The sequence below is a fragment of the Micrococcus sp. HSID17227 genome (assembly GCF_003989405.1).
Classification (GTDB): domain Bacteria; phylum Actinomycetota; class Actinomycetes; order Actinomycetales; family Micrococcaceae; genus Micrococcus; species Micrococcus luteus.
In genome coordinates this window covers 1-739 of the sequence record NZ_RBLN01000553.1, presented here as the reverse complement: position 1 = coordinate 739, position 739 = coordinate 1, and the positions used below count along the sequence as shown (strand labels likewise).

General features: G+C 71.0%; 1 pseudogene. It reads right to left on the bottom strand.

Going from position 1 to position 739, the window contains the following annotated elements:
* Nucleotides 1-739: pseudogene (locus D8M29_RS13260) on the bottom strand (hypothetical protein); the annotation flags it as partial.

Here is a 739-nt window from a genome sequence, read left to right as displayed (position 1 = left end):
GCGAGTACATGAGCCACAGGGTGTCGATGGGAGGATGGATCCAAGCTCAAGCGATCGTTCAAGTGTGGTACAGTTGAGAGGGAAAAGCAATGGGGTTTTATTTTTGGGTGATACGTCGACCACCGAGATCTACACGGGCGGAGACGCTCAGTACCTACGCGACGCTCTGCCGATCTCAGGTACAGGTCGTCGGAGCCGCGGTGCCGACTCACCCGCCGCTCGTCGACGAAGAGCGCCTCGAGCCAACCGGGCTCGGGCGCGCGGCCCCACTCGATCCGCTCGACCAGGTCCAGTCGGGCCAGGTGGTGGACGAGCCCGCGCCGCGCGTCGGCGGTCGCCGCGAGGAACGCGGTGACGGTGATCGTGGGCGGCTCCTTCTCCCAGCCCTCGAACCGATACAGCGCGACGCCCTGGACCCGCCCGTCGTCGTCGCGGTGGACCGCCGCGTACAGCCCCGAGCCGCGCCCCTCGTTCCGACTCGCCTCGCGGTCCTCCCAGCGAGGCACGCTGAACGAGGTCCGCTGGACCGAGCCCGGGGTGGCCGGCAGCACCCGCCCGTACAGCTCGTCCACGAGGCCGGGGATCTCCCGCGGCTCCTCGACCGTGACCCGCCCGCCGGCCGGGGCGCCCGTGAACGCGGGGGCGCCCGAGACGTCGATCCGCACGGCGTGCCACCGGGTGGCGGCCCCGAAGCCGAAGCGGCCGTAGATGGCGGCCTCGGTCGCGGTCAGGGCGGCCG